This is a genomic window from Kribbella sp. NPDC055071, from assembly GCF_053608045.1.
This window is the reverse complement of sequence record NZ_JBSGUS010000010.1, coordinates 123,228-146,835: the sequence shown is the minus strand read 5'-3', so window position 1 is coordinate 146,835 and position 23,608 is coordinate 123,228. Positions and strand designations below refer to the sequence as shown.

Annotated in this window: 25 protein-coding genes; 10 read left to right on the top strand and 15 right to left on the bottom strand. The window is 67.0% G+C overall.

All coding sequences use genetic code 11. The features are described 5' to 3' along the window. The first annotated feature begins 36 nt into the window (after positions 1-36). The 5 genes from ACWF4Z_RS18555 (at position 37) to rsrA (ending at position 3,720) form a co-directional block, all read left to right on the top strand. Positions 37-861 (top strand): hypothetical protein, encoded by an 825-nt coding sequence (locus ACWF4Z_RS18555; RefSeq protein WP_452244294.1) that lies wholly within the window; start codon positions 37-39, stop codon positions 859-861. A gap of 144 nt (positions 862-1,005) precedes the next feature. Beyond that, positions 1,006-1,806, top strand: coding sequence for an SOS response-associated peptidase (locus ACWF4Z_RS18550; RefSeq protein WP_452244293.1), 801 nt, complete (start codon positions 1,006-1,008; stop codon positions 1,804-1,806). Positions 1,807-2,049: 243 nt separating this feature from the next. Next, entirely contained in the window at positions 2,050-2,682 is a 633-nt protein-coding gene (locus ACWF4Z_RS18545; RefSeq protein WP_452244292.1) for an alpha/beta hydrolase family protein, read from the top strand. 52 nt (positions 2,683-2,734) lie between these two features. Further along, the gene (locus ACWF4Z_RS18540) at positions 2,735-3,445 is read left to right on the top strand and encodes a sigma-70 family RNA polymerase sigma factor (RefSeq protein WP_452244409.1); all 711 of its coding nucleotides are present in this window, start codon (positions 2,735-2,737) and stop codon (positions 3,443-3,445) included. Next, positions 3,442-3,720: a mycothiol system anti-sigma-R factor gene (gene rsrA, locus ACWF4Z_RS18535; RefSeq protein WP_452244291.1), complete on the top strand. Its 279-nt coding sequence runs from the start codon at positions 3,442-3,444 to the stop codon at positions 3,718-3,720. The genes ACWF4Z_RS18540 and rsrA overlap by 4 nt, the downstream gene beginning before the upstream one ends. A gap of 14 nt (positions 3,721-3,734) precedes the next feature. On the opposite strand, the gene ACWF4Z_RS18530 is transcribed toward rsrA, so the two are convergent. Both ACWF4Z_RS18530 and ACWF4Z_RS18525 read right to left on the bottom strand, forming a co-directional pair. Further along, on the bottom strand, positions 3,735-6,203 hold the full coding sequence (locus ACWF4Z_RS18530) for an ATP-binding protein (RefSeq protein ID WP_452244290.1): 2,469 nt from the start codon (positions 6,201-6,203) through the stop codon (positions 3,735-3,737). A 265-nt stretch (positions 6,204-6,468) separates the two neighbouring features. After that, positions 6,469-6,543, bottom strand: a complete 75-nt coding sequence (locus ACWF4Z_RS18525) for a 50S ribosomal protein bL37 (protein ID WP_369759046.1) — start codon at positions 6,541-6,543, stop codon at positions 6,469-6,471. Positions 6,544-6,818: 275 nt separating this feature from the next. Here ACWF4Z_RS18525 and ACWF4Z_RS18520 point away from each other — a divergent pair, with 275 nt between their 5' ends. Next, a complete protein-coding gene (locus tag ACWF4Z_RS18520; protein ID WP_452244289.1) occupies positions 6,819-8,171 on the top strand; it encodes an HD-GYP domain-containing protein in 1,353 nt (450 codons plus the stop codon). Between the two features lie 38 nt (positions 8,172-8,209). Then, positions 8,210-9,454, top strand: a complete 1,245-nt coding sequence (locus ACWF4Z_RS18515; protein WP_452244288.1) for an HD-GYP domain-containing protein — start codon at positions 8,210-8,212, stop codon at positions 9,452-9,454. On the opposite strand, the gene ACWF4Z_RS18510 is transcribed toward ACWF4Z_RS18515, so the two are convergent. From ACWF4Z_RS18510 to ACWF4Z_RS18500, 3 genes are all read right to left on the bottom strand, one after another. After that, positions 9,413-10,039, bottom strand: coding sequence for a DUF5317 domain-containing protein (locus tag ACWF4Z_RS18510; protein ID WP_452244287.1), 627 nt, complete (start codon positions 10,037-10,039; stop codon positions 9,413-9,415). The two genes, ACWF4Z_RS18515 and ACWF4Z_RS18510, sit on opposite strands and share 42 nt — an antisense overlap. 117 nt (positions 10,040-10,156) lie before the next feature. Continuing rightward, a complete protein-coding gene (mctP, locus tag ACWF4Z_RS18505; RefSeq protein ID WP_452244286.1) occupies positions 10,157-11,812 on the bottom strand; it encodes a monocarboxylate uptake permease MctP in 1,656 nt (551 codons plus the stop codon). Beyond that, on the bottom strand, positions 11,809-12,099 hold the full coding sequence (locus tag ACWF4Z_RS18500) for a DUF3311 domain-containing protein (protein WP_452244285.1): 291 nt from the start codon (positions 12,097-12,099) through the stop codon (positions 11,809-11,811). The genes mctP and ACWF4Z_RS18500 overlap by 4 nt, the downstream gene beginning before the upstream one ends. 89 nt (positions 12,100-12,188) lie before the next feature. Between ACWF4Z_RS18500 and ACWF4Z_RS18495 the strand changes: the two genes are divergently transcribed. Further along, positions 12,189-13,160 carry an endonuclease/exonuclease/phosphatase family protein gene (locus ACWF4Z_RS18495; RefSeq protein WP_452244284.1) on the top strand — a complete coding sequence of 324 codons (972 nt, stop codon included), beginning with the start codon at positions 12,189-12,191 and terminating at the stop codon, positions 13,158-13,160. On the opposite strand, the gene ACWF4Z_RS18490 is transcribed toward ACWF4Z_RS18495, so the two are convergent. Further along, positions 13,157-14,065: a DUF2785 domain-containing protein gene (locus tag ACWF4Z_RS18490; RefSeq protein ID WP_452244283.1), complete on the bottom strand. Its 909-nt coding sequence runs from the start codon at positions 14,063-14,065 to the stop codon at positions 13,157-13,159. The two genes, ACWF4Z_RS18495 and ACWF4Z_RS18490, sit on opposite strands and share 4 nt — an antisense overlap. A gap of 143 nt (positions 14,066-14,208) precedes the next feature. Between ACWF4Z_RS18490 and ACWF4Z_RS18485 the strand changes: the two genes are divergently transcribed. Next, positions 14,209-15,687 (top strand): sensor histidine kinase, encoded by a 1,479-nt coding sequence (locus ACWF4Z_RS18485; protein WP_452244282.1) that lies wholly within the window; start codon positions 14,209-14,211, stop codon positions 15,685-15,687. A gap of 92 nt (positions 15,688-15,779) precedes the next feature. Here the strand turns inward: ACWF4Z_RS18485 and ACWF4Z_RS18480 are convergent, their stop codons facing one another. Further along, complete coding sequence (locus tag ACWF4Z_RS18480; RefSeq protein ID WP_012922773.1) at positions 15,780-16,031, bottom strand: WhiB family transcriptional regulator; 252 nt, start codon at positions 16,029-16,031, stop codon at positions 15,780-15,782. 489 nt (positions 16,032-16,520) lie between these two features. Between ACWF4Z_RS18480 and ACWF4Z_RS18475 the strand changes: the two genes are divergently transcribed. Beyond that, positions 16,521-16,931 (top strand): hypothetical protein, encoded by a 411-nt coding sequence (locus tag ACWF4Z_RS18475; protein ID WP_452244281.1) that lies wholly within the window; start codon positions 16,521-16,523, stop codon positions 16,929-16,931. Here ACWF4Z_RS18475 and ACWF4Z_RS18470 read toward each other — a convergent pair whose 3' ends face one another. The 8 genes from ACWF4Z_RS18470 to ACWF4Z_RS18435 form a co-directional block, all read right to left on the bottom strand. Then, positions 16,932-17,714 carry an RNA polymerase sigma factor SigF gene (locus ACWF4Z_RS18470; RefSeq protein WP_452244280.1) on the bottom strand — a complete coding sequence of 261 codons (783 nt, stop codon included), beginning with the start codon at positions 17,712-17,714 and terminating at the stop codon, positions 16,932-16,934. Next, positions 17,711-18,103, bottom strand: coding sequence for an ATP-binding protein (locus tag ACWF4Z_RS18465; protein WP_452244279.1), 393 nt, complete (start codon positions 18,101-18,103; stop codon positions 17,711-17,713). Before ACWF4Z_RS18465 ends, ACWF4Z_RS18470 begins: the two co-directional genes overlap by 4 nt. 100 nt (positions 18,104-18,203) lie before the next feature. Continuing rightward, entirely contained in the window at positions 18,204-18,974 is a 771-nt protein-coding gene (locus tag ACWF4Z_RS18460; RefSeq protein ID WP_452244408.1) for an amino acid ABC transporter ATP-binding protein, read from the bottom strand. Positions 18,975-18,982: 8 nt separating this feature from the next. Next, entirely contained in the window at positions 18,983-19,942 is a 960-nt protein-coding gene (locus ACWF4Z_RS18455) for an amino acid ABC transporter permease (RefSeq protein ID WP_452244278.1), read from the bottom strand. Positions 19,943-19,950: 8 nt separating this feature from the next. After that, complete coding sequence (locus ACWF4Z_RS18450) at positions 19,951-20,859, bottom strand: ABC transporter substrate-binding protein (RefSeq protein WP_452244277.1); 909 nt, start codon at positions 20,857-20,859, stop codon at positions 19,951-19,953. Positions 20,860-21,034: 175 nt separating this feature from the next. Further along, positions 21,035-21,787 (bottom strand): amino acid ABC transporter ATP-binding protein, encoded by a 753-nt coding sequence (locus ACWF4Z_RS18445; RefSeq protein WP_452244276.1) that lies wholly within the window; start codon positions 21,785-21,787, stop codon positions 21,035-21,037. Beyond that, a complete protein-coding gene (locus ACWF4Z_RS18440) occupies positions 21,787-22,614 on the bottom strand; it encodes an amino acid ABC transporter permease (protein WP_452244275.1) in 828 nt (275 codons plus the stop codon). The genes ACWF4Z_RS18445 and ACWF4Z_RS18440 overlap by 1 nt, the downstream gene beginning before the upstream one ends. Then, entirely contained in the window at positions 22,611-23,468 is an 858-nt protein-coding gene (locus ACWF4Z_RS18435) for an ABC transporter substrate-binding protein (protein WP_452244274.1), read from the bottom strand. Before ACWF4Z_RS18435 ends, ACWF4Z_RS18440 begins: the two co-directional genes overlap by 4 nt. Positions 23,469-23,608 lie beyond the last annotated feature (140 nt).

Genomic DNA, 23,608 nt, shown 5'->3' with positions numbered 1-23,608 from the left:
GGTCGGGAGATTGATGGGGACGTCTCGAGGAGGGCCATGTCACTGTTCGCGGACATCCGCCGACGGTTCGACCTGCGTCCCAACAAGTCCCTGAACCTGGCGGGATCGCCCGCCCGGAACCGGCTGGAGGCGCCGTCGGCTGAGGACTCGGGGGTGGGTCCGTACGGACGGAGGGAGCCGTACGGCACGGCTGGCACCGACTCCAGCGCTTATCTCGCGATCGCGGAAGCGCTGCAGGAAGGTGCCGATGTTGTGCCTGCATCCGACGAGGTCGGCCGCCGCTTGGCGGCCGACGGAGTCTCGCTGGTGGAGGCACTTGATGGGCTGAGTGCGTTGTACCGCTCGATCGCCGGGGGCGAGCCGGCTTTCGTCGCGGTACGCGCACTCAGTTCCAGCTGGGCCGAGGCATCTCTGGTCTATCTGCACGCGCTGTCCTGCGAGGACCCGCTGACCGGGCTGTCCAGCCTGGCGCATCTGCGGTCCCGGCTCGGCGAGCTCTATCGAGAGGCTGAATACCGTGGCACTTCCGTATCGCGAACCCACGCACTGGTGGTTGTCGAGCCGCTCAATCCCGCGGGGACGTCGCCGTTCGACCGCGAGCTCCGGCTGGTCGACGTGGCGGAGTGCCTGCGGATCGTCTTCGCGGGCGGTGACGTACTGGGCCGCGTCGGCTCACACCGCGCGGCGGCGCTCGTCGGCCGCGAGCCGAACCTGCCGGAGCAGGTCGCGACGGTACGAGCCCTGATCACCCAGTGGCGGCTGGACACCGACGTACCCCAGCTCGCCCGGATCTGGATCGAGGGCCTGCCACCGACCGACGCCATGGCCGAGCGACTGCTCGACGAACTCACCAGACCTTAGGCCAGACCTTAGGACCTGCGTCCGGACGCCACAGGGGGGCGCCCGGACGCATAGGCCGGCGGCGGATCGCCTATCACGGGGTAGGCGACCCGTCGCCGCTTGTCCGACCCTGATGTGTCGGTGGTGGTCATTACGCTGGTGGACATGTGTGGGAGATACGCGTCCAGCCGGGACCCTTCCGATCTCGTCGTCGAGTTCGAGATCGACGCGGGAAACGTGCGCGAGTCCGTGCAGGAGCTGCCGGACAACTTCAACGTCGCGCCGACCGACCAGGTGATCGCGGTCGTCGAGCGGAAGAACCGCGAGGTGCCCGACGAGACGGTCCGCAAGCTGACCACGGTCAAGTGGGGGCTGGTGCCGTCGTGGGCGAAGGACACCTCGATCGGGTCGCGGCTGATCAACGCGCGGATGGAGACCGTGGCGGAGAAGCCGGCGTTCAAGAAGGCATTCCAGACCCGGCGCTGCATCCTGCCCGCCGACGGCTACTACGAGTGGTACACGGCCGAGGAGAAGATCAACGGCAAGGCGGTCAAGCAGCCGTACTTCATCCATCCGCCGGACGGCAGCGTCCTCGCGATGGCCGGCCTGTACGAGATCTGGCGCGACAAATCAGTAGCCGACGCCGACTCGGACGACGCGTGGCTCTGGACCTGCACAGTCCTGACCACCTCAGCCACCGACGACCTCGGCCGGATCCACGACCGGATGCCGCTGCTCGTCGAGCGCGAGCGGTACGACGCCTGGCTCGATCCACTCTCGTCCGACCCGGACGAGCTGCTGGAGCTGCTGGTCCCGGCCGCGCCCGGCCGGTTGGAGGCGTACGCCGTTTCCAAGGCGGTCAGCTCGGTGAAGAACAACGGTCCACACCTCGTCGACCCACTGCCACCGGACGGCGTCGACCCGCTCGACAAGCCGGCCGAGCCCGAAGAGACCACCCTCTTCTGACGCTCTCCCTCTCCCTCTCCCTCTCCCTCTCCCCCTCCCCCTCCCTCTGCTCGGCGCACCCCAATTTCCCTGGCACACCCAGCAAATTGCCTGGCAGACCCGGCAAGTTGGGGGTTCGTTAGCCGCGTTCAGGGTCCCAAACCCCCGACTTGATGGGTGGACCAGCCAAATCGGCACGGTGGGGGTGGGGACGCGCGGTTGGGGGGTTGGGGGGAGGGCGGTTGGGGGTGACAGGATGGGTGGGTGACCGATGAACGGGTGGTGCGTACGCCGCAGGGGGAAGCCCGGATCGTGGCGTACCGCGCCCGCCGGCCGGTGGCGACGCTGGCCCTCGGTCATGGAGCCGGGGCCGGGATCGAGTCCGGTGACCTGGCCGCCCTGGCTGCACGGCTGCCGAAGCAGGACATGAACGTGTTCCTGATCGAGCAGCCCTGGCGCCGGGCCGGCAAGAAGCTCGCGCCGGCGCCGAAGGCGCTCGACGAGGCCTGGATCGCGATCATCGGCCAGCTGCGCGTGCGTACGCCGCTGGTGATCGGCGGCCGCAGTGCGGGGGCGCGGGTGGCCTGCCGGACCGCGAGCAGTTTGGGTGCTTCCGGCGTACTGGCGTTGTCGTTTCCGTTGCATGCGCCCGGGAAGCCGGAGAAGTCCCGGGTCGACGAGTTGCAGGGCGCCGGGCTGCCGACGCTGGTCGTACAGGGGGAGCGGGATCCGTTCGGGACTCCGGACGAGTTCCCGCCGCTGACCGAGATGACCGTCGTACCGGACGCCGATCACGCGCTCAAGGTGCCGAAACGGGCCGAGCTGGACCAGCAGGAGACGTACGACCTGCTCGTCGAGGCCGTGTTCGAGTGGGTCACGCGCGAAGTGTCCGGATAGCGGGCGCAGGCGGGGGAATGCCCCCGCGATCAGGCGTGTTGTGACGAACATGATGGCAACGAGGGTGGCTCCGGACCGAATGCCTGGGAAGACCCCGGTATTCTCGATCACGATGCCGACTCCTACCACCACCGAGACACCCGAGCAGCGGACTGCGCGCTTCGAGCGCGAGGCGCTGCCGTTCCTGGACCAGATGTACGCCGCGGCGATGCGGATGACCCGTAATCCGTCGGACGCCGAGGACCTGGTGCAGGACACCTTCGCGAAGGCGTACAGCTCGTTCCACCAGTTCACGCCGGGCACCAACCTCAAGGCGTGGCTGTACCGGATCCTGACCAACACGTTCATCAACGGATACCGCAAGCGGCAGCGCCAGCCGACGCAGTCGCCGACCGAGGAGATCGAGGACTGGCAGCTCACCGCCGCCGAGTCCCACACTCCCGGCGGCCTGAAGTCGGCCGAGGCGGTCGCCCTCGAGCACCTGCCCGACTCCGACGTCAAGGAAGCCCTCCAGTCGATCCCGGAGGATTTCCGCCTGGCCGTCTATCTGGCCGACGTCGAGGGCTTTGCCTACAAGGAGATCGCCGACATCATGGGTACGCCGGTAGGCACCGTGATGTCGCGGTTGCACCGGGGGCGGCGCCAGCTGCGTGAGCTGCTCGGCGACTACGCCCGGGATCGCGGCCTGATCCCCACGCCGGACGAGAGTACGGACGCGACCGCGGCGGCAGCCGTCGCGAGCGCTGAGAAGGAGGAGTCGTGAGCTGCGGCGAGCCCCACGACGTCGACTGCGGCGAGATCCTGCAACGGGTCTACGTGTTCATCGACAACGAACTCGAAGACGCGAGTAGCGACGAGATCCGGCAGCACCTCGAAGAGTGTGCGCCCTGCCTGGACGAGTACGACCTGGAACGCTGCGTCAAGAAACTGGTAGCCCGCTCCTGCGGCTCCGACCACGCCCCCGACGCCCTCCGCCAGAGAATCCTCCTCCGCCTCACCCAAATCCAGGTAGAAACCACCATCACCACCACCGACTGAATATCGCGGACCGCTCAGCGGACCTGCGAGTCGCGAAAGGTGTAGTGGTACCGGTCGCCCCGCTCGACGGCGTCGAGCAGTTCCTTCGCCACGCCCTCGGAATACGGTGAAAGGCCACGCATGGCGGCAATCGCCGACCGCAGCGAGGAAATGGCGGCGACGGAATCGCCCGCTGCGGCACTGATCTTGCCCTGTTCGACGACGAGCAGGGCTTCGCGGAGTCTGTTTCCGAGCCCACGGATGAGGGCAATACTTTTCTCGACGCATTCGTGGGCGAGGGCGTATTCACCTCGACTGGCGTAGACCGCACCGAGCAATTCGAGCCCTTGCGCCTGCAGGTTATTGCTGCGGAAACGCGCTCCGGTGTCGATGGCTTTGAGCAGTGGTGCGATGGCGTCCTCGGTCCGGCCGACGAGAAGATGCGAGAAGCCTGTGTTCAGGTAGCGCTTGCTGGTCGAGCGTAGATCGCCCGACTCCTCGGCCAGGGCGATACCGCGCCGGAAGGATTCGTCGGCGCGGGTGTAGTCCCCGTTGCGGTCGTAGAGGCCGCCGAGAGCGACGTGCGAGACGCCTTCGACGGTCAGGTCTCCGAGCTCCTGGCTCAGCCGGAGCGCTTCGGAGCCGAACTCCAGCGCCTCCGAGAGCCGGTCGAGCCGACCGAGGACGTGGGTGGCCGATGATGCCGCGCGGGCCTGACCCCGCCGGTCGCCGATGGCCCGGAACCGGCGATAGGCCTCGAGAAGGTGGCCCAGGGCAACCTCGAGGCTGCCGTTCTCGACTTCGGGGATGGCCCGGTCGTGTTCGAGCCAGGCGGCCATCGAGGGCAGGTCGAGTTTGTCGGCGGTCTCGACCGCACCGAACGCCAGTTCTCGCATCTCGACCCACCGCGACCGCACCTCGAAGTAGCCGAACAGTGCCAGCGAGAGCTCAGGAAACAGAGCGGATCCCCCCAACGTCGACGCTGCCGCCTGGTAGTAGCGGTCCATCAGACTGCGCTGCTCGACGTCGAGCCAGCTCAGCGCCGACTCCAGGTCCGGGATCGACGGCGGGAGCGCGAAGGGCATCGATGCGAGGCCGAGCCGCGGACTGGACGGGTGTGCCGTGGCCTGGATGGCCCAGGCAAGCCCGATGTAGAAGCCGATGATGCGCTCCAGGCCGGCGTCGCGCTCGACTACTGTCAGCGTCCGCGCCGCGACCTCCCGGGCATACGCGCGAATCAAGTCGTGGAACCGATAGCGCTCAGGGGCGACGGACTCGAGCAGATTGAGATCGACCAGGCGCTCGAGGATCGCGTCCGCGCGGCGATCGGGGACGTCGAGCAGGCGCGCGGCGATGATCGTGACGAGGTCCGTCCCGTCCGGCACGCTGAGCAGCGGCAGCGCTCGCGCGGCCTCGCGATCCAGCTCACGGTCGCTGGACTCCAGGAAGCGCACTGAGCTTGCGATACTCGCGCGCACACCGGTCTCGTCGGCGTCGAGACTGTCGAGGCGGCGTTCCTCGTCGCGGAGCAGGTCGACGAGATGCTGAATCGGCCAGCGGGGACGCGCCGCGAGGCGCCCGCCGATGAGGCGGACGGCCAGCGGCAATCGGCCCGTGAACGAGGCAAGGGTCCCGGCTGCGCCCGGCTCCGCTGCCACCCGGTCCGCGCCGATGACTGTGGTGAGGAGTTCGACCGACTCCGACTCCGACAACACGTCGAGCCGGATCTGGCGCGCGCCCGGCAGCGTGGCCAGCGAACCGCGGCTGGTGACGACCGCCGCCGACCCAGGACTCCCGGGCAACAGTGGCAGTACTTCCTGTACGTCGGTGGCATTGTCGAGCACCATCAGCACCCGGCGCCCGGCCAGATGTGACCGCAGCAGCGCGGTTGCTTCCTCAACGCTCTCGGGGATCAACTGAGCGTCGAAACCGAGCGACCGCAGCAATTGGCGTAAGGCATCGATAGTGCTCATCGCCCGCCCCGGGCCGTAGCCGCGCAGGTTGAGGTAAAGGTGGCCGTCGGGGTAACTGTCGGACAATTTGTGTGCGGCTTGGACGGCCAGTGCGGTTTTACCGATTCCGCCCATTCCGGTGACGGTGACGAGGCGTACGGCGTCGCCGCTGTCCGCGGCCGGAACCCGCAGGACGTCCAGGATCGCGTCGATCTGGGCGACCCGGCCGGTGAAGTCGGCGACCGTCGGCGGAAGCTGCCATGGCATCGGGAGGCCATCGTCGGTCTCGCGCTCGGGGGCGGGTGGCGCAGTCCTCGGCCGGGGCTTGGTGCTCTTGCCGCGGGCAACGGACAGGAACAGGTCTGCTTCGGCGGGGGTCAGGCCCAGGGCCGAGGTCAGGGAGCGGATGGTGTCGATCCGTGGCCGGCTTCGGGTGCCGCGCTCGAGGACGCTGATGGCCTGCTCGCTCAGACCGGCTTTTTCGGCCAGGGCCGCTTGGGTGAGTCCGGCTCGGTTCCGGAACCCGCGCAGTAGTTCGCTGAGACTGTCCATGGTCGGCCCACTCACCTCCTCGCCTCGGCATCGTGACTGTGTCGCCAACTCTAGGAGGATCTTCGCGTTCGCGGTGGAAGTTATCCACACGACCGGCCCGGACGGCCCGGATTGGCCAACACTCGTTTGAAACTAGCATTCAGTATGCGTTCGGAGACTCTCCGAATACGGGACCTGTGTTAAAGGTGGTCTGGTGAAGACCCGTAACCAAATTGCAAAGACCCCGGCTTTTGGCCGGGGTCCTCGCTGTCTGTAGCCGCCTGACTCAAGCGTTCGGGCGCTTACCGTGGTTTGCGCCCTTCTTCTTGCGTGCGCGGCGCTTGCGGCCGGTCTTGCCCATTCCTAAGCCTCCTTGAAACAACTGCAAAGAGTCACAGTCTCTCATACCACGACCGCATCTTCGCTGTCGTGCGGCGGGTCACAGTCTGGCTTACAGTGTTTCGGCCGTGCCCTTACGAGCAAAATACTGAACAGTCAGCGATGTGCTGTCTGCCCCCCACGCCCCGGAACCCCCACCCGGGGCGTTAGGCCGCAACCGCTGAATGGAGGTGCTGCATGTCAACTGACGGTTGGGACTGGTAGTCGAGCGGGGTTTGTCCAGGTAGCGTTGCGCGCGTGAACCGGCGGATGGTGCTGCGGTTGGTGGTGGTCGTCATGACTGCCCTGGCTGTTGTCGTTCTGTGGTTCGCCGCGATACATGCGTCGTTTGACGCGCCCACCGTTTGCCTCGGTCTGTTGATGCTGACCGGTACCGTGATTCGCCCCCGAGTCGGGCAGGTCTACCGGACCTCCCTGGACTACGTGGTTGTCATCGCCCTGTATCTGCTGTCCGGTGTGGGTTCCGCGATTCTGGTGGGCGCGGTCAGTGCGCTGTCTCAGGATCGCCGGCATCCGCTGGTGAAGAAGGTCTTCAACGGCGCGCAATCGGTGATCTGTGCCGCAGCAGGCGGCCTCGTCTTCCACTTCACCGGTGGACCGCGAGGGTCTGAGGTGCTTTCGCATCCGTGGGATGCGATCTGGACCACGACCGCGGCCAATGCGACCTGGTTGGTGGTCAACGCGCTCTTGCTGTGCGTGGTGCTCTCGCTGGAAGGTGGAGAGCCGTCGCCGACGACCTTCCTGCGCAAAGTCGCCTTGCCGACCTCGCCGTCGTTGCTGGGCTACGGGCTCCTCGGGATGTTGCTGGCGGTGGCGTGGCTGTCCGGCCTGAACTTCCTGTCGATCCTGCTGATCTTTGTGCCGCTCTACGTGAGTAGGTGGGCACTGTCGCAGTACGAGGTCGAACGCCGAGCGCAGGCGGCGACCCTGCGGGCGTTCATCCAGGTGATCGAAACGAAGGATCTCTACACGCGCGGTCACTCCGAGCGGGTCAGCGAAGGCGTCGGAATGCTCGGGCGACATCTGCGCCTCCCAGCCGACCGGCAGCAGGCGCTCGAGCACGCGGGCCTGCTGCACGATGTCGGCAAGGTGGGGGTGCCGACCAGCATCATCCGCAAGCCGGGCCGGCTCGACGACTCGGAGATGGATGCGATCCGGCTGCACCCCGCCCGGGGTGTAGAGCTGATCGGGAACATCCCGTTCTTGGAGGAGGTGAAGTCCGCCGTGCTGCACCATCACGAGAAATACGACGGCAGCGGCTATCCGGCTGGACTGAGCGGTGCGAACATCCCCTACTTCGCCCGGATCATCTCGATCGTCGATGCCTTCGACTGCCTGACCACGACCCGGTCGTATCGTCCCGCTCGCAGCGTCGAGGAGACCACCCAGATCCTCCGGCAGGATCGTTACACGCACTTCGATCCGATGCTCGTGGATGCCTGGGTCGAGTTGATCGCCCGCGACGGTTGGCAGCCGACGTCCGCCGAGCAGCCGGCGCCGAACGCCGAGGTCGAAGCCACCATCGACCACGACGACCTGAGTCTGGGCAACGGAGGCGGTGCTTCCGGCAACGCGGCCGGGGTCGAGTGATGGCCGGTATCACCAGCGAGGGGTTAGAGCTTCGCCGGATGGGAAGCGGCGTTGTCATCCTGGCGGTCGGCGTCGTGCTGGCCTCCGTTGCCATTGTGACGACAGCTCGCCGCGGCGTGACCGAATGGCCGTATGCGCTCACCTTCGGGACCTTGATCGCTATTGGCGAAACCGTGCAGTTCCGCGTCGATCGCAGTCGGAACCGGGCGCCGATCGCGACCAGCGCGGCGCTTGGCTACGCGATGCTGCGCGGGCCGTCGCTCGGCATTCCGCCGGATCTCGCGCAGGTGATAGCCGTGACGGCCGTCGCGACCGCTGCCGGCATCCTGCCGCGAGCGATCGCGGGCCTGCGCTGGGACGTCGTCGTTTCGTGCAGACGAGGGATCTCGGTCGCCAGCGCCGCCGCCGTGTTCGAGGTGCTGACCCCGCGCGATCTGGTCTGGACAGGCCGTTGGTCTGACGCAATCTGGATCGCCGGTGCGATGATGGCCGCGCTCCTGACCGCCGGTTTGAGCGATGCGGTGATCGGTGCGGGCCAGGCGACCGAGCAATACAACCAACCTTTTCCGGCGGCCCTGCGTGACGAGCTCGCGGTGATGACCCGGATCGGCATGGCCATGGGGATCACTGGCATCCTGCTGGCCACCGGGACCTCTTTGATCGGCCTGTGGGCACCGCCCGTGGTCGTCGTGCCGTTGTTGTTGACTCAGTTTGCGTTTCGGCGGTTTGCTTCGGCTCAGCGGACTTATCGGACTACGGTGCGGTCGATGGCTCGGAGTACGGAGATTGCTGGGTTCAGTAGTCCGGGGCAGAACGCGCGGACCGCGCAACTGGCGGTGGCTATCGGCAACGACTTGGGGCTGACGCCGGCGCGGATGGAGGCGTTGGAGTACGCCGCTTTGTTGTCGGGCGTCGGCCAGTTGGCCTTGGCCGATCCCAGTCCTGGTGGGGCTTCGTTGTTGCGGACGCGCGAAGAGCGCCAGCGGGCGGCGGAGATCGGGGCTTCGGTGATCGAGCGATCCGGCGTGCTGGATCATGTCGCCGAGATTGTTCGGCATTCCAATGATCCTTATCGGCAGGGGCGGGCCAACAACTCTGATATTCCGTTGGAGAGCGGGATCGTGAATGTTGCGCTGGCCTATGAGCAGCTGGTGGGTGAGGGGACCGGGCAGTCGGCGGGGAAGGCGATGGAGTCGATCGGGCTGGGGATCGGCGCTGAGTACGACCCGGTCGTGGTCGAGTCACTCCGACGCGTGACGGGCCGCGGCTTCACCTTCGGATGACAAGCGCAGCAGGGCGGGCGTGCCGGCGCAGGGTTCTAGGTCGTCCCATACCGGCGCGATGACCGCTGGGACTCGGCCGGAGGCGCCCATTCCGGCGTACAGGAGCAGACCGGCGCCGGCCGCGATCAGGACGTCGCCCGGGCTGACGGCCTGACCGAGTCCCGGCAGGGCCACCGGTACGACGTCGCCCAGCCACGGCAATCTGGTTGCGGCATCGGACAGCTCGTGGCGTGGATCGCTCACGACCGACCCGTCGATGCCCGCCCGGGCCAAGGCATTCAGGGAAACCGGCATAGCGCCGTTCAGAGCGACGACGATCGCGTTGCTGAAGAACCCGAGCGCAAGCAAACCGACGCCCGAGTGGCGCAGGTTGAGCCGGAGGAAGACGGCGATGCAGACCGCGGAACCGATCAGCCCGACCGGGTACGCCGTACCGCCGAAGAAGGCGCCGAGGAGCTGGCCGATCGCGGCCGCGGCCAGCCAGTGCACACCGGCCAGTGAGTTGCCGGCCAGCTGCCCGAACCGTCCACCGGTCGCGAGTGCCACCGCGACGGCGAGCACCATGACGAGGAGGACCAGCAACACCCTCGCGATTCTGCCGCGCCGACGGCCCGAATCCGGGCAAGCTGACCCCGCAGCGTGTCGAGCCGACCGCAAAAAGTAACGGCGGCCCGGGGAGACCGGGCCGCCGCCACACCGAAACTAGGACTTGGCGGTCGCCGCGCCGTCCTCGTCCAGAAGCTCCGGCAGTTCCTCCACACCCGGGTCGCCCTTGTCGGCGGTGTAGTCGCTCGGGTGGGTGGTGTCCTTGCCCTCGGACACCTTGAGCGCCCGCAGGATCGCCGTCAGCACGATCACGATGACCAGGTTGATGACGATCGCGGTCAGCGCGATGTAGACCGGCGTATGCGTGCCCGGGATGTTCGCCAGGTTGCCACCGAAGTGCTTGTGCGTCGTCGGACTGACCACCCGGTACGCCGTGATCGTGCCGAACAGCATGCCGACCGCCCAACCGGTCAGCAACGCCCAGCGGTGGAACCAGCGGGTGTAGAGCCCCACCACGATCGCCGGGATGGTCTGCAGAATCCAGATTCCACCGAGGAGCTGGAGGTTCAGCGCGACCGTCTTGTCCATGGTGAGCACGAACACCAGCGCGCCCACCTTCACCAGCAGCGACGCGAGCTTGGAGACCTTCGCCTCCTGGGCCGGGGTCGCCGACGGCTTGATGAAGTCGCGGTAGATGTTGCGGGTGAACAGGTTCGCGGCCGCGATCGACATGATCGCCGCCGGGACCAGCGCCCCGACCGCGATCGCCGCGAACGCGATACCCGCGAACCAGGACGGGAACTCCTGGTCGAACAGGCGCGGGATCGCCAACTGGGGATTGGCCAGCCCGTCCAGCCCGTTCACGTTGACCTTCGCCTTGATCGCCATGAAGCCGAGCAGCGCGAGCAGGCCCAGGAGCAGCGAGTAGGCCGGCAGGATCGCGGCGTTCCGCCGGACGATGTTGCGGTTCTTCGTGGACAGGACGGCGGTGATCGAGTGCGGGTACATGAATAGTGCCATCGCGGAGCCGAGGGCGAGCGTCCAGTACGCCGCATAGTTGCCCTCGCCCGGGATGAACGCACCCGTCGGCTTACCTGTGACCGGGTTAGGCTTGGCGAGCTTCTCCTGGGCCGCACCGAAGATCGAGTGCCAGCCGCCGAGCACGTGCGGCAGGTAGAAGATCGCGACCAGGATCACCAGGTAGATCAAGATGTCCTTGACGAACGCGATCATCGCCGGCGCTCGCAGGCCGGAGGAGTAGGTGTACGCCGCGAGCACGGCGAAGGCGATCAGCAGCGGCAGATCCTTGGCCAGGGCGTTGCTGCCACCGAGACCCATCGTCTCGAAGACGGCCTGCATACCGACCAGCTGCAGCGCGATGTAGGGCATCGTCGCGAGGATGCCGGTGACCGCGATCGCCAGCGACAACGACTTGCTGCCGTACCGGCCGCCGACGAAGTCCGCCTGGGTCACGTAGCCGTGGCGGTGCGAGACCGACCACAGCCGGGACATGAAGATGAAGATGATCGGGTAGACCACAATCGTGTACGGCACCGCGAAGAAGCCGGTCACCGCGCCGGTGGCGAACATCGACGCGGGCACCGCGATGAAGGTGTACGCCGTGTAGAGGTCGCCACCCAGAAGGAACCAGGTGATGAACGTGCCGAACCCACGACCGCCGAGCCCCCACTCGTCGAGGCTGTTCAGGTGCCCACCGCTGCGCCAGCGCGCCGCGAAGAAGCCCATCACGGTGACGGCACCGAAGATCACGATGACGATGATCAGCTGCACCCAATCGACCGAGGTGTTCACTGGCCGTCCTCCTTCACAGCGGTCTCCGCGGCAGGTGCGTCAGGGTCACCAAGGCCCTGGGCAGCCCGCCGTTTGCGTTCCTCGCCGCGCACCAGCCGGTAGCTGATGCTGACCAGGATCGCGGAGATGAAGACCCACAACAGCTGGTACCAGTAGAAGAAGGGGAAGCCCCACAGATGGGGATCCGCCTTCGCGTACGTCGGCACCAGCAGCGGCAGGACGATCGCCAGGGCGAGTAACACACCGGAGATCCAGTACGCGGGTTTGACCGCGGACAATCGGGACACTGCAAACCTCCTCGGGACACAGGCGCAACCGAGCACGCTACCGTTCGACCGCACGACCGACTAGACCTAAGTGTCACCAAGGGTGGGGCATGGATAACGAAAAGGCATGGATGGTGCGGCGGGTCGTGCTGTCCGTGTTGTTTCTCGTGGTCGTTGCCGTGCCCCTGTATCCGGAGCTGTTCGGGCTGGACGAGGTGACACCGTTCGCCCAGCTGGTCGCGTTCCGCCCGCAGGAGCTGGTCGTCGTGCTGCTGCTGGCGCTCCTGATGCTGGTACGACGAGGCTGGCGCCTGGCCGCCGTACTCGTCGCCGTGCTGGCGTTGACCGGGGGCGCGTTGATCGCGCCGCGGCAGTTCTCCGATGCCCGGGCGACGCCGGCCGGGTCTCGGGTGCTGACGATCATGGTGGCGAACGTGCTCGGGGGTGGGGCGGACGCCGGCGAGGTGGCCGAGGTGATCCGGGAGCGGAAGCCGGACGTCGTTTCGTTGCCCGAAGCACAGGTCGACGTCCGGGAGGAGATCCGGGCGCTGCTGCAAGGCCTTGACTACAACGGGTTCACGGCGCAGTCGAGCAAGGCGGTGGAGAGTGCGACAAGTGTGCTGGTCTCGGCGTCACTCGGGGCGGTGTCGATCGAGCACGGTGAAGGCACGACGTTCGGGCACCTGGTGGTGACGGGCGGCGCTCTGGGCGACATCCGGGTCATCGCGTATCACGGCTATCCGCCGTTGCCGGACGGGGTGACGACCTGGAAGCAGGATCTGCAGATGGTGCGGGGCTGGTGTGCGCAGGACCCGCCGACGATCGTGGCCGGCGATTTCAACGCGACGCTCGACCATGCTGAGTTCAGGCATGCGCTGGGCGGCGACTGCCGGAGCGTGGGGCCGTCGGTGGGTGGTGGGTTGGCGGGGACCTGGCCGGCGGATCAGCCCGCGGTGGTACGGACGCAGATCGATCACGTGGTGTTCAACCGGCGATTCGAGCCGGGCACGTTTTCGACGTACGGGATCGCCGGGACGGATCACCGGGCCGTCGTCGCTACGGTCTTCCTGCCTACGGGTTAAGACTGGGGGTTGGCCGCGGGCCTGTAGATGTAGGGCTGTGACGCCTGGACCGCCTCGGTCAGCATCAGCAGCAGGTCGGCGCGGGCCTCGATCGGCCGGCCGAACAGCTCGTCGTCGCCGGGGATCGGGAAGCCCTTCACCCCGATCGCGAGCTGGCTCAGCAACACATGCAGAACGCCGCGGGCATTGAACACCGGGGGACTAGGCCACTCCGGCAACGTCTCGTGCATCAACGGCTGTTGCGCCGCGGTCGCCGCGATCGGCTTCAGCCAGCGCTCGAGCTCGTCGCTGGTCAGCATGTTCCGGTGCAGGATCGTCATCACCGCGTGCGCGACGCGGTCGTGCTCCTCGTGCACCCACCGGTACGGCGTGTCCTTCACGATCCGGTCCGCGAGTACGTCGAGCAGCGCCCGCAGTACGCCCGCGTCACAGTGCCGGGACCGCGCCAGCGCGCCGATCGCATCGGCGCCGTGGGCAACGGCATGCGCCCAGCCGCAGTCCGGCACGAACCCGCGCAGGTCGCGCTCCCGCAGCAGCCAGGTGGCCAGCCGGTCGCCCCACCGCATCACCACCTCGTCGTGCACCAGGAACTCGGCGTTGTCGCGGTGGATCACCTCCGCCAGCGTCAGCGCGGTGAACGAGCGGCGGAAGACCGTGTCGGTGCCGTCCTCGCCCAGCCCGTACGACAGCCCCGCACAGAGCCCGTCCCCGAAGCCTGGCAGGAGATCGTCGTACACCCCGCGCTCCAGCCAGGTGGCGAGCGTCGGGTACGCGAGAGCGTCACGGACCTGTGGATTCGTGCTGGCGAGGCCGCGGACGAGCTCCTCGGTGAGGTCGGTCAGCGCACGGTCGCGCGGTACCGCGTAATCCGCGGCCATCACGTCCTGCCAGTACGTCGACTCCACCCGAGCATCCTTTCATTCGATCGTGATCAATCAACACCTATTGGCACCTACTTGTCGAGCGACCCAGTGTCCCTGCTGGTATAAGCCTCCAGTTCCCCCACCTTCTTTTCTTTCCTTCCCTTGACGCTCGGTAGCATCGACCTGTGCCGTCTCTTGCGGATGTGGCGCGGAACCACACCACCCTGGACCAGGCCGACCTGGATCGCCTGCAGCTGCTCGTCTCCGACTGGCAGATGCTGGCCGATCTGTCGTTCGCCGACCTGGTGCTCTGGCTGCCCGACACCGAGGGGCTCGGCTTCTGGGCCGGCGCGCAGATGCGGCCGACGACCGGACCGACGGCGTACCTGGACGACATCGTCGGCAGCTTCATCCCGCGCGGCCGGCGGCACCTGCTGGACCAGGCGTACGACGCCGGCCGGATCTGCCGCGAGGGTGACCCGGAGTGGCGCGACGACGTCCCGGTGCGGGTCGAGACGATCCCGGTACGACGAGGCACGCGCGTGATCGCGGTGATCGCCCGCAACACCAACCTGCTCGGCGTCCGGACCCCGTCCCGCCTGGAGATCGCCTACCTGCAGAGCGCGACCGACCTGGCCCGGATGATCACCGACGGCATCTTCCCGTACGGCGGGGAGCGGCTGCTGTCCACCACGCCACGCGTCGGTGACGGGTGTATCCGCGTCGACCGGCACGGGATGGTGACGTTCGCGAGCCCGAACGCGTTGTCGGCGTACCGGCGAATGGGCCTGGTGATGGACCTGGTCGGGAGCCGGCTGAAGGACATCACCGCCGAGCTGCTGCACAGCGGGCACAAGGTCGACGACGTGCTCGCGTCGGTGCTGACCGGGCGGGCCGCCAAGGAGATCGAGATCGAGAACCCGGAGGCGACGCTGTTCCTGCGCGCGATCCCGCTGCGTGCGGACGGGCAGCACGTGGGGGCGCTGATCCTGCTCCGTGACGTCACGGAGCTGAGGAGCCGGGAACGCGAGCTGGTCACCAAGGAGGCGACCATCCGGGAGATTCATCATCGCGTCAAGAACAACTTGCAGACGGTCGCCGCGTTACTGCGGATGCAGGGACGCCGCATCACTGTGCCAGAGGGGCAAGCGGCCTTGGCCGAAGCCGTCCGGCGGGTCGGATCGATCGCGATCGTGCACGAGACATTGTCGGAATCCTTCGACGAGCACGTGGAGTTCGACGAGGTCGCGGACCGGGTGGCGCTGATGGTGGCCGACGTGTCGACGGTCGCGACGACGGTGCAGACCCGGCGTTCGGGTCATTTCGGCGTCCTGGACTCCGAGGTCGCCACGCCGCTGGCGATGGTGTTGACGGAGCTGATGCAGAACTCGGTCGAGCACGCGTTCGGTACGCGCGAGCGCGAGGAGGCGAGCGGGACCATCGAGCTGACCGCCGAGCGTTCGGTCGGGCGGCTGCGGGCCACGGTTGTCGACGACGGTCAGGGACTGCCGCCGGACTTCGATTCGGAACTGTCCGGGAACCTGGGGCTGTCGATCGTCCGGACCCTGGTGATCGGGGAGCTGGACGGGACGCTGGAGTTCGGAGCCCGGCACGACGGGAAGGCCGGGACCCAGGTCACCCTCGACATCCCGGTGAAGGACTGAGGGACAGACGGCCGGCTTCGATCCGAAGCTGCTGCCGGCGTAGAAAGCGAAAGGCCCCGCGGGATGTTCCGCGGGGCCTCGAAGAATGATGCTCAGGCGGTGCGGATGCGGGCGCGAGCGTTCCGGCGCTTGAGAGCGCGTCGCTCGTCCTCACTCAGGCCGCCCCACACACCGTGGTCCTGGCCGGCTTCCAGCGCCCACGCGAGGCACTGCTCACGCACGTCGCAGCGACGGCACACCTGCTTCGCCTCCTCGATCTGCATGATCGCGGGGCCGGTGTTGCCGATGGGGAAGAACAGTTCCGGGTCCTCGTCGAGGCATACGGCCCGGTGGCGCCAATCCATGGCGGATCCCATCTCTCTCAGTAGTTGTCGTACGCTGTCGGTTAGGTCTGTGCCCGAACAGCGGTGCTGTACTCGTGATGCGCTGTTGCTCGTGACTCGTCTCGCACGGGGGGTGTGCGGTGCAGCTGCACCGAGGTGCGTGTTGTGAACGTTTTCACGAACGTCCCCATGTTCCCAATCTCAGCTGAGTGAAACAAGGGTTCTGGAGTTGTCGATCAGATCACAACACTTCCTTAACACTTCGGACCGGCACAGAGCGGATCTCTTCGTCCGACTACCGGACAAAGCGACTCCGCTGCAATCACCCGTTCACTGCAGGTAACCGTTCCAACCACGTTTTGGTTACGCACAACCTCAAAACCCTGTGTGGGGCTGGGGTTCCGCGCGCCGACCGGGCTCACGGTAAGAGCAGGTGATCCGTCCGAGCGCCCGAAGTGCCCGGTACAGGCGGATCGAGCCGGCCCGCAAGCCGGCCCCTAGACTGGCCAGGTGCCGACCGACACCCCAGCTACCACCGTACCGAGACCGCTCAAATTAGCTGCGGCGGTGGTCGCTGCGGAAGGCCTAGCGGCCATCGTCTTCGGAATTGCCGAAGCATTTACCATTCACGGCTCCCGGCTGGTGCTCGGCCTGACCACGTCGGCGTTCTTCATCGTGTACGGCGTGGGCTCGGCGCTGGTCGCCCGTGGGTTGTTCCGGGCCTCGACGTGGAGCCGCGGGCCGGCCGTGTTCACACAGTTGATTCAGCTCCTGCTCGCGTACAACTTCTGGGACGGCTCGACCAAACCCGTCGCGATCGCCTTGGGCGGCACGGCTCTCGTCGTACTGATCTGCGTGTTCCAGAAGGCTTCCACCGAGGCCCTGGCCGACGACCCGGCCCGAGACCACCCGGTTCTCTGACTACTCCTTGAGGAGTCCGGCTCTCAGTTCGGTGAGGGTGCGGGCCAGTAGGCGGGACACGTGCATCTGCGAGATGCCGATCTCCTCGGCGATCTGCGACTGCGTCATGCCGCGGAAAAAGCGCAGGGTCAGGATCCGCTTCTCGCGGGTGTCCAGCTGGGCCAGCAGCGGTTTCAACGACTCCCGGTACTCGACGCTCTCGAGCGCTTCGTCCTCGCCGCCGAGTCCGTCCAGGACCGTCGTCGCGTCCGCCTCGTTCTGATCGGGAGCGTCCAAGGACAAGGTGTTGTACGCATTCGCGGACTCGAGTCCCTCGATCACCAGGTCCGCCGACAGCCCGAGCCGCTCGGACAACTCGGCCACCGTCGGTGCCCGGCCGAGCTCCTGGGTCAGCTCTGCCGTCGCCGCGGTCAGCGAGAGCCGCAGCTCCTGCAGGCGTCGCGGCACCCGGATCGCCCAGCCCTTGTCCCGGAAGTACCGCTTGATCTCGCCCAGGATCGTCGGCGTCGCGTACGTCGAGAACTCCACGCCGCGGTCGGAATCGAAGCGGTCGATCGCTTTGATCAAACCAATGGTCGCGACCTGGACCAGGTCGTCGTACGGCTCGCCCCGGTTCCGGAAGCGGCGGGCCAGGTGCTCGACCAGCGGCATGTGCAGCGAGACCAGGCCGTCGCGGGCCGCGGCGCGCTCCGGCGTCCCCGACCCGGCCGCCGCCATCGCCGCGAAGAGCGTGGCCGTTCTGGTCCGGAGGTCGGGCGTCTCCTGGGGTTCGCCCTGAGTCACAGGGTCTCCGCGGCGGTGGCGGTGGCCGTCACGGTGATGGTGAGCCGGCCTTCGATCGTCTCCGCGGCGACGGACTCGACGAGCGCGGTCAGCACGGTCCAGCCGAACGACGTGGTGTCCGGACGCCACCCGTTCGGGACGGCGGCGCTCGTGCGCACGGTCAGCTGCGGCGGGTCGATCTGGAAGACACAGTCCAGCACGCCGTCGGACGCCTGCGGCAGCAGCAGGGCGCAGGCTTCGTCGACGGCGATCCGCAGGTCGTCGATCGCGTCCAGGGTGAAGTCGTTGCGAGCAGCCAGGTTGCCGACCACTGACCGCGGTACGGCGATGTAGGCACTGTCCGCCGGGATGCTCAAGCGGACCTCGGCGGATCGTCCGATGCTGCTCACGCTGCCTCCCTCGTCACCCGGCGGCCGATCGGCCCACCACGCCGTACATCTTCCACTGTTGAGGCCTTTTGATGCACGGCGAGGTGGAGAACGCCCGAAATCACAGGTGTTCGTGCTCCGAGCGCAGCCGGGTCAGGAAGGTCTTGGTGCGCTGGTGCTGCGGGTTGCCGAGCACTTCCTGGGGTGGTCCGGCTTCGACCACGACTCCGCCGTCCATGAAGACGACGGTGTCGGCGACCTCGCGGGCGAACGACATCTCGTGGGTGACCACGATCATCGTCATGCCGTCGTCGGCGAGTTCGCGCATCACGGCGAGGACCTCACCGACGAGCTCCGGGTCGAGCGCCGAGGTGGGCTCGTCGAAGAGCATCAGCTTCGGCTGCATCGCCAGCGCTCGCGCGATCGCGACCCGCTGCTGCTGACCGCCGGACAGTTGGGCCGGGTACGCCGTACCCCGATCGCCGAGGCCGACCCGGTCGAGCAGTTGCTGGGCGCGGGCCCGTGCCGAGCCCTTCGACTCGCCCTTGACCTGGACCGGCGCCTCGGCCACGTTCTCGAGCGCGGTCATGTGCGGGAACAGGTTGAACCGCTGGAAGACCATCCCGATCTCGCGGCGCTGGGCCGCGATCTCCTTGTTCTTCAGGCGATACAGCTTGCCGTTGCGCTCGGTGTAGCCCATCAGCTCGTCATCGACCCAGATCCGGCCGCCGTCGATCGTCTCGAGCTGGTTGATACAGCGCAGGAACGTGGTCTTGCCCGACCCCGACGGGCCGAGCAGGCAGACCACCTGGCCGCGGTCGACGTCGAGGTCGATGCCCTTCAGAACCTCGTTGTGATGAAAGGACTTGGTCACATTCACCGCATGCACCAACGACGCCATCACGCACCTCCCGCGCCGGCCGGACGGGCCGCCCGTGGTGCCTGGGTCCCGAAGCCGCGACCGAAGCGCCGTTCGAGGAAGTACTGACCGACCATGAGCACGCTGGTCGCCGCCAGGTAGTACAACGTCGCCGCAACCGCGACCGGGAACGTCTTGTAGAAGTTGGTCCCGATCGACTGCAGTTGATAGAACAGCTCGCCGATGACCGGTACGGCCACCAGCAGCGAAGTGTCCTTGAGCATCGCGATCGTCTCGTTGCCGGTCGGCGGCACGATCACTCGCATCGCCTGCGGCAGCACCACCCGGCGCATCGCTTTGCCCCTGCTCATCCCCAGCGCCTCGGCCGCCTCGGCCTGGCCCTTGTCGACGCTCATGATCCCGGCCCGCGCGATCTCGGCCATGTACGCCGCCTCCGACAGCCCGAGCCCGATCACACCGGCGATCAGTCCGGTGAAGACCTGGTTGGCGTCGAGGTTCAGGAAGCGCCAGTCACCCGACAGGCCGAACCAGTCGATCAGCTTCCAGTCGAACGGGACCCCGAACGAGATCCCTTGCGGGAACAGGACGCCGAGCGTGCCCATCGAGAACAGCAGGATGTACCGCGGGATGCTCCGGAAGAACCAGGTGAACACCCACGAAACCCCAGCCAGGACAGGGTTGTCGGACAACCGCATCACCGCCAGCAGCACACCCCCGCCGACGCCGACCACCATCGACAGCACAGTGACCAGGAGGGTGCCCTTGAGGAAGCCGTTGATCACCGGCTGCTGGTTCATCGCCTGGAAGATGAAACTCCAGTCGAACGCCGGGCTGGTCACGAGCAGGTGGACGAGCATCCCGGCCAGGATCGCGATCACGGCGATCGCGACCCAGCGCCAGGGATGCCGGACCGGTACGGCGTGAATCGCCCCCGGCCGACCGGCGGACGCGACCGGGGGAGTCTCAGTCTCTTCGCTCATGACTCAGCTCACGGGTTCACGGCGAAGTCGGTGATCGCGCCCGAGTCGTTGTTCCACTTCTGCAGGATGGTCTTGTACTGGCCGTCGGTGTTCAGCTCCTGCAGGGCCTTGACGATCGCCTGCGCGAACTCGGTCTGGGCCTTCGGGATCACATAGCCGTAGGGCGCCGCGTCGTAGATGTCGCCGAGCTGCTGGAGCTGCCCGTTCGTCTGCTTGATCGCGTCCAGCACGACCGGCGAGTCGGCCAGCATGGCGTCGGTCTTGCCCGACGCCAGGTCCGCCGTGGCCTGGTCCTGCTTGTCCCGCGGGAGCTCCTTGATCGCGGGCTTCCCGGCGTCCTTGCACTTCTTCTGCCGGACCGGCAGGTCGTCGGTCTGCTGCGTCGTACCGGTCTGGACGCCGATGGTCTTGCCGCACGCGTCGTCGGCGTTGACACCCTTGGGGTTGCCCTTCGCGGTCGCCCACAGCGTGCCGGCGTTGAAGTAGCTGACCATGTTGACCTGCGCCTTGCGCTGGGCGTTGATCGTGAACGACGAGACACCGACGTCGTACTTGCCGCCTTGCACACCGGTGATGATGGTGCTGAAGGTGGCCGGCTGCCACTCGACCGTCACGCCGAACTTCTGCGCCACCGCGTTGAACAGGTCGACGTCCATGCCGACCACGGTCTTGCCACCCTGCAGGAACTCGTTCGGCCGGTACGTCGAGTCGACACCGACGACGATCTTGCCGGCCGACTTGATCTTCGGTGGCAGTGCGCCGCTGAGATCCGGTCCACCGGTTCCCGGCGTACTGGCGGGTGCACTCGTCGCCGGTGCGGTGGTCGACCCGCTCCCTTCGAGTGAGTTCGAACCACACCCCGCCGCGGCGAGAACCAGAACGCCGGACAGCACCAGCGTCCTCCGCAGGACAGACATCTAGCCCTCCAAACCTGGGCGCCGATCGATCCGGGCGCCGTGTGTCCGCATCTTGGCACAGGCCGCTGCGTACGGCGCACGGACTCCCGCCGAATGGAGACCTATTCGTAGCCGAGGGTGGCGCCACGACTGCGGCCCGTCGACCATCCGGGCACGCAGCGTGACGACAACCTGCTCAGGTCGGTTCGACGTGGGTGGGGTCGAGGACGCGGCGGAGGAAGGTGCGGGTGCGTTCCTCCTTGGGGTGGCCGATGACGTCGGCGGGCGGGCCCTGCTCGACGATGACGCCGCCGTCCATGAATACGACCCGGTCCGCGACCTCGCGGGCGAAGGCCATCTCGTGGGTGACGACGAGCATGGTCATGCCGTCCAGGGCCAGCTTGCGCATCACCGTGAGGACGTCGCCGACGAGCTCCGGGTCCAGCGCCGAGGTCGGCTCGTCGAACAGCATCAGCGCCGGATCCATCGACAACGAACGGGCGATCGCCACTCGTTGCTGCTGACCCCCGGAGAGCTGGGCCGGGTAGGCGTCGACCTTGTCGTTCAGGCCGACGCGTTCCAGGTTGGATCGCGCGATCCGGTCCGCGTCGGCCGCACCGCGCTTGAGGACGGTCCGCTGGGCGATGGTGCAGTTGGCCAGAGCGGTCAGGTGCGGGAACAGGTTGAACTGCTGGAACACCATCCCGATCTGCTGCCGGGCCGCGTCCAGGTGACAGTCCGGATCGGTCAGATCCTCACCACGGACGAACACCTGCCCCTCTTGCGGCCGCTCGAGCAGGTTGACGCAGCGCAGCAGCGTGGACTTGCCCGAGCCGGACGGTCCGATCACACAGACGACCTCGCCCTGCTCGACGGTGAAGTCGATACCGCGCAGGACGTGGTTGCTGCCGAACGACTTGTGCAGGTTCTTGATCTCGACGAGTGCCATCAGCGGGCCTTCGCTGCTCGGGCCTCGAGCCGGCGAACCAGAAGGCCGAGCGGGAGGGTGATGATCAGGTAACAGAAGCCTGCGGTGATCAGCGGAGTCAGGTTCGACTCGCTGTTGGCCAGTTCGCGGCCGAACCCGGTCAGCTCGTTCCCGCTGGTCGAGACCCCGATGATGAAGACCAGCGAGGAGTCCTTGACCAGCAGGATCAGGTCGTTCGCCAGCGGTGGCAGGACGATCCGGAACGCCTGCGGCAGCACGATCTTCCGGGTCGCCAATCCGGCCGGCATGCCGAGCGACCGGGCCGCCTCGATCTGGCCCCGCGGCACTGCCTGGATCCCGGCCCTGACCACCTCGGCCATGTAGGCGGCCGCGACGATCCCGAGTGCCAGCCACACGACGCCGTACGGATCGAGCGGCACCGTCATGCCCTCGAACGCCAACGGCAGCAGGCTGAACGCGATGAAAACCACGATCGCCGGCAGTCCCCGGAAGAACTCGATGTACGCCGTCGCGAGCCAGCGGTACGGCCCGACCGAGCTGAGACGCATCAACGCGAGCACGGTCCCGGCGACCAGGCCGATGACGAACGCACCCGCGGTGTACTCGAGCGTCTTCAGGAGTGCCTGCGGGAGACCTTCGGTCAGTGCCGTCCTGATCAGCGCGGGCCGGAAGAAGACGTCTCCGATCTGTTTCCAGTCGGCCGCGAAGATCGCGACCAGGATCAGAACGATCAGAACGCCGTACTGGACGATGCGCCACCGCTGGGCCCGCTGCCGGGGACTGAGCCCGGACCGGGCCGCGGTGGCGACCTGCTCGGGCGCGCTCACTTCTTCGGCTCGGTCTTGAACCACTTCTTGTAGATGTCGTTGTAGGTGCCGTCCGATTTCGCCTTGGTCAGCAGCTCGTTGAACTTCTCGACCAGCTTGGTGCCGCTCGGGTCGTTCTTCTTCGCGGCGAAGCCGTACTTCTCGCCGGTGTCGAACTCGGCGACGACAGCGGTGTCGGGGTTCTCCGAGACGAACGGGTACAGCACGCCGTTGTCGTTGATGCCCGCGGCCACCCGGCCCGACTTCACGTTGTTCGTCTGCAGGGTGAGGTCGTCGAACGTGATCACGTCGTACCCGAACTCGGCCTTGTGCGCGTTCGCGTAGTCCTTGCCGGTGGTGTCGGCCTGGACCCCGACCTTCTGGCCCTTCAGGTCGGCCAGCGTCTTGTACGGCGAGTCCTTCTTGACCAGCAGCACCTGGGTCGCGTCCATGTACGGATCGGTGATCGCGAGGGCCTTCTCCCGGTCCGCGCGGATCGTCATCGCGCCCATGCCCATGTCGCACTTCTTCGCCGCGAAGGCCGCGCCCGAGGTGATCTGTGACCACTCGATGTTGATCACGTCCTGCTCGAGGCCGAGATCCTTGGCGACCAGGTCCAGCATGTCGACGTCGAACCCGACCACCTTGGTGCCGTCCTTGTACTGGAAGGGCTTGTACGGCAGGTGGGTGCAGACGGTCAGCTTGCCCGGCTTCACCAGCGTGATGCCGGCCGCCTTCGCCTTGTCATCGGAGCCGCCGCTGTTGTCCGAATCGCTGCCGCAGGCCGCCAGGGCGAGCGCGAGGACGGCCGCCGCCGCGGTGACCTTGCTCAGGACCCGCAGGCGGTTGGTGCGGGGAGTGGGGACGATCTTCATCGCAAATTCTCCTCGACAGGGGTTGTGAATCCCCGAATCCTGGCACATCCGGGTTCCTGTGGGGCCCCTCACAGCAGACCAGTGGTGCATGTGGTTTACTCGTGCGCACGGGCGATCCCCTGCTTTTCGACAACTTCCTC